Below are 6691 nucleotides of genomic sequence, written 5' to 3'. Positions count from 1 at the left end.
AGGTCAGCGCAGCAAAGGTGAGCACCAGCGATCCCGAAAGGAAGACCAGCACACCATAGGCGTGATGAGACCATAAGGCCGCCATAATGAGCCACTCACTATACGCGAGGCCCAGCGGAGGAAGGCCAGCGAGTGCCAATAGTCCGAGCGCCCATAAAACGGCTCCCAGTCGGTTCAGATCAGTAAGTCCGGTGATTTTGTCGAGCCGCTTGGTGCCATACCGCACGGAGAGATGGCCCGCGCCATAAAAAAGGCTCGATTTAATCAGGGCGTGGAAGACAAATTGAAGCAACGCCGCCGTGATGGCGGCTCGCGTCCCAATGCCTAACGCAACCGCCATCAGTCCCACTTGTTCGATGGAGGAATAGGCTAAAAGGCGCTTGATATCCTTTTGCACGAAAAGGGCCAGGGAACCCACGACGACCGAGAGCGTGCCGAAGATCGTGAGCAAATGAGGGCCGGATAAAAAGACGCCCGCGGGGGAGGGGACCGATTGAATAAAGCGAGCGATGGTAAAGAGTGAGAGTCCCAACAAGATGCCGGAGAGAAGTCCACTCACAGGGGATGGCGCCTCGGAATGGGCGTCAGGAAGCCAGGTGTGGAATGGGACTAATCCGGCTTTGGTCCCAAACCCACTGACAATAAAGATGGCGGCCAATTGTCGCACGACCGGGGCAATATGGTGATATTGAGCGAAAAGATTCGCATAATTGAGGGTGGCCCAGGCCTCTTTTTGAAAGCGCAGGCTGGCATAGATAAAGACAATGCCGATGAGAGCCAATACCAGACCCACGGAGGCTATGACAATATATTTCCAGGCCGCCTCCAGTGCTCGCCGGTCGCCCATTTCAATGATGAGCGCTCCTGAAGCCAATGTCGAGAACTCGACGGCCAGCCACGATAGCGCCAGGTTTTCGGAGAGTCCAATGACCAAGAGGGCGCACCAAAAGAGACCCCACCAAAGATAGTAACGGTGAGGGAGGGTGCGCGGATGTTCCCCTAGCCACTTTTCGCTATCCCAGGCACTGGTGAGGGCAATGAGATTGGTGATGACGACAAAGATGGCATGCCAGTCTCCTCTCAAAAGACCATGAAAGTTGAGGACGACACCGATGATCAAGTCTAGTGCCACCCAGAGGGTGACCCACCTCGACCAGGCGGTTTTCAGTCGACCCCGTAGGACGACCGCGGTGATACTGAGCCACAGTGGTGCGAGAAGAACGCTATCGTAGAGCATCAAGAATTACCCCCTTAGACGCCGTAGCGCTGTGACATCAGTGGTGTGAAACTGATCATGAATGCGATGGCTGGTCCACACCAAAAGTGTGACCGCGGTGCAGAGGTCTACTAACATCCCCAGTTCCACAAAAGTCGGTAGCGATCCCGCCAAAGACGCTGCCAAGACCACCAAGCCATTTTCGATGCCGACCAAGGCGGCCATTTGCGAGAGCAAGTGACGGCGCGCGACAATCATGACCAACCCCAGATGAATCATCGAGAGGGCATAGAAGAAGAGGAGCGTGTACTCAATCACATGGGTAGGGGCCAACAAGTGAATGACATGAGCCACCGCTAAGACCACCACGACGGCTATGGCATAGGCCCATAGCGGCAAGGGATGGTCTTGTCGCACAGGCGGCGGCCATGCCCGCATCATGCGATAGAGCACGGTCGGAATGAGCACTGCCTTGATCGCCAAGGTGGCCAGTCCGACCAGAATTGACGACCAGCCCATGGGCTCCATCGTCCATACCATAATCGCCAAAAGAATGCCTTCCAGCATTAAAAAGAGAATAGAATAGCGCATGTTGCGTGACCACAAGAGGCCAGCCGCGGTGGCAAAGAGGATAAGGCCAAGGGTATTCATAGGGTGAGCCCTCCCGCGACCAGATAACAGGCCAGCATGCCAATTCCTGCCGCAAGCGCCAAGTATCCGGGAAGATGAAAGTAGCGCATTTTCGCAAAGCGACTTTCTACCCACGCCAAAAGAATTCCGGTGGCCAACAGTTCAGCAATTAATAGTCCGAGGTTAAGCCATGGGGAGACCCAATGAGGGCCGAAAATAATCCATCCAAGGGCGATCATCACCGTGACTTTAAGCGCCATCGCCCATTGCGACATCGCCAAGAGCCGCCCGTTACTCTCTAATAGGGTGGCCTCGTGAATCATCGTCAATTCCAAATGGGTGTCGGGATTGTCCGCCGGAAGCCGACCTAACTCGGCGGTGAGAACGAACGCATAACTAATCATGGCCAAGGTCCAGGGAATGATGTGGATCGGTCCAGTGGGAGACAACCCATAAAGCGGTGTGATGGTGGTATGACCGGTGAGGTAAAAGAGCACCCCCATGGCGGCGATGAGCCCAGGTTCGACACCGCTGCCTAAGGTCATTGTGCGACTGGCGCCCAGTCCCCCAAAGGTCCCTGCCGTATCCAGCCCCGCCAATCCCACCCAAAACCGTTCTAAGGCGAGTAAGAAAAAGATATCGAGCAGATTATGCGGCCAGGGGGAGGCGGGTCCCATCGTGGGTAGAAGAATCAGAACGGTGACTAAGGCTGCCATGCTGACACTCGGCGAAAGGCGAAAGACCCAGGAACTAAACGCTGGAGCGGTGGTCTCTTTTCTCCAGTTTTTGGCGATGGTCCAATAGGTTTGGGTTAGTCCCGGACCGCGTCGCCCTTGCATGCGCGCTTTGACTGTTTGCATGATGCCCCATAGTAACGGCGAGAGGAAAAAAAGCAGGACCACCGCTATTATTTGTATAAGCCACCGCATGATCATGGTCGAACCCCTTTCATTAGTGTAAGAGCGCCAGCATAAGACCGACCGTGCCTAAGAGATACGCGAGATAGAGGCGCACCGGACCCGCTTGCAGTTTGGTGCTCGCATGCGAGATGCGCCAGACAGATTGATAGAGGGGGCGATAGATATAGCGCTCCCAGATCGGTCGAGTTCCACCGCGATAGGTGAGATGATCGGGAAACTGCGGTGCGTGAGGACCCTCGCGGACTAACTCACGGTGGGGACGATAAATGACTGCAAATGTGGTGCGAATCGCTTTGGTAAAGGAGGTCGCTGTGAACTGCATGGAGGCGTCGGCGACGCGGCCGGAGGCCCAGCGCGCGCCAGAAGGAATGGCCCACGCACGACTCACAATCGCTAAAACCCCGGTACCGCCGATGACCAAAAGTGCCAAAAATCCCACCCTTGGGGCGAGAAGAAATTGCCGTAGGGGGTCGGCTGATACGAGTCCTGGGACTGTTATGAGAGTCACGCCGTGGAGAAGAATCTCGGGAGCCACTCCGAGCAATAGGGCAATGCCCCCCAATCCCAAAATGGCTGCCGTCATGCTGCGGGGAATCGGATGACTCGAGACTGGTTGACGCGGTTCGCCCAGGAAAATGACCCCCGTGGCTTTCACAAAAGCCACCGCGGCCAGTGCCCCGGTGAGTCCTAAGATAGCGGCGAGTCCTAATCCGTACACCGCGTAGGCTCCCGACAGATGGCTTGCAAGCGCCAACAAGCCGCGTAGGGTTAGAAATTCACTCACAAAACCATTGAATGGCGGAAGTGCACTCATCGCCATCGATCCCGCAATGAATCCCAGTCCAATGCCGGGCAGCGTACGGATGAGTCCCCCTAATTGGTTCGCGTCTAAGGTGTCGGTGTGTTGTTCAACGGCACCGGCCGCTAAGAAAAGTTGGCTTTTGACCACAGCATGGTTCAAACTGTGGAACAACGCAGCGGCGAGGCCCAACACGGTGAGGAGGGGATCGTGCCAGTCGATCCCTGCCGCCATCACTCCGATCCCGAGCAAAATGATCCCCACGTTTTCAATACTGGAATAGGCCAGTAACCGCTTGAGGTCTTTTTCCATGAGCGCGTAGAGGATGCCAAGAAGACTGGTGAACGCACCGACCGCGAGAATGACAAGCGGCCACCATTTAGCGGACGGGCCGAAGTCTATTAAGAGAAATTGCAGTATGCCAAATATCCCGAGTTTAATCATAACGCCGGACATGAGACTAGACACCGGGGCCGGTGCGACGGGATGCGCACGAGGGAGCCAAATGTGAAAGGGCACTACCCCGCTCTTCATGGCAAAGCCTAATCCGAGTAAGGCCCCTGCCGCATCCTTCACCCCAGGGGACAGATGCCGGGCATCTCGGGCCCAGAGCGAAAAGTTCATTGTACCTAAGTGACTGGCCACCAGCAGCATGCCCCCTAAAATGAGCATGGCACTGAGTTGCGACATAATGAGGTAGATATACCCCGATGACAGCACAGCGGGCTTTTGATGATGGGTGAGCACCAGGAAGAACGAGGTGATGGTCATGCCCTCCCAGACCGTCATAAAGACCCAGACATTATTCGACAAAATGACCAGTAGCATGCTCAGCAGAAACAGGGGAAGCCAATAGCGTCCGGAGCGATGGTGGTCGTGGTAACCGACCCGATACCACGACACCATGCTGGACACGATGCCCAAGATGAGAAGGAACCAGGCGCGCAGCGGGCTGACCGCGAGATAGGTGACCCTGGGCGTAAGAAGTCCCGGATGAATGAGAAAGAGAACGCCATCAAGGAGAATTCCGAGGCTAAACGCAAACGTCGCTCGATATGACCATCTTAGTGATGGCGCACTGAAAAACGCGATCAACCCGAGCACCAGTAGTCCCCAAATCATGTGTGTAAACTCCTTTGCTGTCCGATGTACGTGAGTCATGAGGGCCTACGAGTGGTCATCTAAGAGCGACGACATTTGCGCGACTTGATGTTCAAAAATTTGACGAGCGATGCTGAGCAATTCAAAAATGAGTGGATCGTGAACGGTATAAAACACACTGGTGCCATTCTTGCGCGCTATCACTAACTGGCGGGCGCGCATCAATGATAGTTGCTGAGACACCGAGGAGGCTTCGACGCCGAGAGCCGCTTGCAGCTCTGACACCGTTTTTTCTCCCGTTTCGAGTAACTCAAGAATTCTAAGTCGAATAGGGTGGCCCATTGCTTTAAACAATTCGGCCTTAAATTCGTGTAGTGCAGCCATGGTTGTCCTCCCGTAAAGATCACAATATGCATATATTAGTTTATTTGAATATAATAAATCAAGAGAGAAGTGGAGACAAAGGATTAATCTGGCATGGAATGGGATCAACGGCGATATGCCCGTCGCGGGGAGAGCCCACTTAGACATCAGTCAACGACGAAATTTTGTCATCACTCTGACTCACGTTCCTGTCATCAGATCCGCCTACGTAACGTGCAAAATGTCCAAGCAAAATCAGCCCGAAGCGCTGGAGTTTGCTGATTGACGTATTCAGAACTCCTGCTGTCTAGCCCCTCAGCGAATGCTGAGGGGGAGGCTTGGAGGATTCTCCGCTGGCCGTTTTTCCGGGAAAAGGGAACGGGATCAGTGCCTCGTCATGGTCGGCCATATATAGGCGTCAATCGGATCGTCCTCAGGTAGTCCCGCGGTCCCGGGTGAAGGTGCGCTCCGCACGTGAAGACCCATACCCAGTGCCGGGTGCCCACACGGTCTGTTGCTTCTAGTTCGACGAGTTTGGCAGCTACTCCCCTGAAAGTGTCGGGAAGAGCTTTTCTTCCAGTTCGTGAAGACTCGGGAGTGCAGGCAAATCCTCTACCGTACGGTTAGAGGTTCTGACATTCCGTACACTTCGCACGGATGTCACGGGGTCTGACCACTGCACCTTCGCTTCTTATCCCGTCATTAGATCAAGACCACGCGGGTGAGTCCCATAACCCGAGTACAGCAGTTGAAGCCCATCCCGTCAGGCATAGACGATTGTAATGAGGATTTCTCATCGACGGAGGGGTAGAACAATATAATTTTTCACAATGAACTTCCGATACCGTTCGGATAGACTTAGCCAGGTTCGATAATCACTATGCACATGATCCACCTGTTGCCACCTTCTTGGTTCATCGCGCCACCGCTTCTTAGGGCCGTTGGCCGGTCGTCCCCCTACGGAGATTTCGAAGGGTCATCCACGGGCGGACGCTCCCCAAGCGAGTCACCGAGCGCTTCCGTGATGAAACGTGACCGGGCGAGGAGTCCCTCACCGAACTTCCAGGACTCGCTGTAAAGCTCGTCTCGGCCACAGTTTTGAGATTGATCTCTGCATTGACGTCGCGGTCATGGTGCGTCTGACAGTGTGGGCAGGCCATGCCCGCACACGTAACGACTTTTCCGGCATTTTGTATCCACCCGTCGAACAGGTTTTGCTGCTCGGACGCCAGCGGTTTACCACGCCCACCGTCTTACGACGTTGGGCAGCCTGGTATTCTAACTGGCGGCGAAATTCCCCCAAGTCCATATCGGCTACGGCCCGGGCCAGCCGATGATTTTTCATCATCTCGGCGAGGTTCAGGTCTTCGATGGCGATCACGTCATACCGGTCGATGAGCATCGTCGTCAAAGAAGACGAGCGAGTCAACGTGAGGACGGCACAAAGGGGCAAGACTGAACTGAACCGGGGTTTCTGATGCCTGCGCATTTGCATAGTCTCGTGCCAAATCGTATAGTGTAAGGAGAAGCCGCCCCTGTTGCGAGCAGGAGCGGCGGGCGAGGACTATCGGCGTTTCTGCCGAATCAGCCATACGAGATAGACGATCACGCCGCTCGACACGGTCAGACGAATCTCGATATGCATTCCCACACCCCCTTTCT

6 protein-coding genes are annotated in these 6691 nt (G+C 54.9%); all 6 read right to left on the bottom strand.

Going from position 1 to position 6691, the window contains the following annotated elements:
• On the bottom strand, positions 1 to 1237 hold a 1237-nt coding region (locus tag ACOJWD_RS11230; RefSeq protein ID WP_486993320.1), incomplete at its 3' end, for a proton-conducting transporter transmembrane domain-containing protein.
• 6 nt (positions 1238 to 1243) lie between these two features.
• Entirely contained in the window at positions 1244 to 1867 is a 624-nt protein-coding gene (locus ACOJWD_RS11225; protein ID WP_486993319.1) for a hypothetical protein, read from the bottom strand.
• Entirely contained in the window at positions 1864 to 2775 is a 912-nt protein-coding gene (locus tag ACOJWD_RS11220; protein WP_486993321.1) for a respiratory chain complex I subunit 1 family protein, read from the bottom strand. Before ACOJWD_RS11220 ends, ACOJWD_RS11225 begins: the two co-directional genes overlap by 4 nt.
• Positions 2776 to 2797: 22 nt before the next feature.
• Positions 2798 to 4687: a proton-conducting transporter transmembrane domain-containing protein gene (locus ACOJWD_RS11215; protein ID WP_486993318.1), complete on the bottom strand. Its 1890-nt coding sequence runs from the start codon at positions 4685 to 4687 to the stop codon at positions 2798 to 2800.
• Between the two features lie 45 nt (positions 4688 to 4732).
• Positions 4733 to 5050 carry an ArsR/SmtB family transcription factor gene (locus tag ACOJWD_RS11210; RefSeq protein ID WP_486993317.1) on the bottom strand — a complete coding sequence of 106 codons (318 nt, stop codon included), beginning with the start codon at positions 5048 to 5050 and terminating at the stop codon, positions 4733 to 4735.
• A gap of 1030 nt (positions 5051 to 6080) precedes the next feature.
• Entirely contained in the window at positions 6081 to 6518 is a 438-nt protein-coding gene (locus tag ACOJWD_RS11205) for a zinc ribbon domain-containing protein (RefSeq protein WP_486993316.1), read from the bottom strand.
• Positions 6519 to 6691: the final 173 nt, after the last annotated feature.

The sequence above is a fragment of the Sulfobacillus sp. TH-112 genome (genome assembly GCF_057473405.1).
The sequence above is the reverse complement of the archived record's forward strand: the minus strand, read 5'-3'. Positions and strand labels throughout refer to the sequence as shown.

Coding starts and splice junctions, on each gene's coding strand:
- ACOJWD_RS11205 (WP_486993316.1), bottom strand. CDS start 6,518: ATGCGCAGGCATCAGAAACCCCGGTTCAGTTCAGTCTTGCCCCTTTGT.
- ACOJWD_RS11220 (WP_486993321.1), bottom strand. CDS start 2,775: ATGCGGTGGCTTATACAAATAATAGCGGTGGTCCTGCTTTTTTTCCTC.
- ACOJWD_RS11215 (WP_486993318.1), bottom strand. CDS start 4,687: ATGATTTGGGGACTACTGGTGCTCGGGTTGATCGCGTTTTTCAGTGCG.
- ACOJWD_RS11210 (WP_486993317.1), bottom strand. CDS start 5,050: ATGGCTGCACTACACGAATTTAAGGCCGAATTGTTTAAAGCAATGGGC.
- ACOJWD_RS11225 (WP_486993319.1), bottom strand. CDS start 1,867: ATGAATACCCTTGGCCTTATCCTCTTTGCCACCGCGGCTGGCCTCTTG.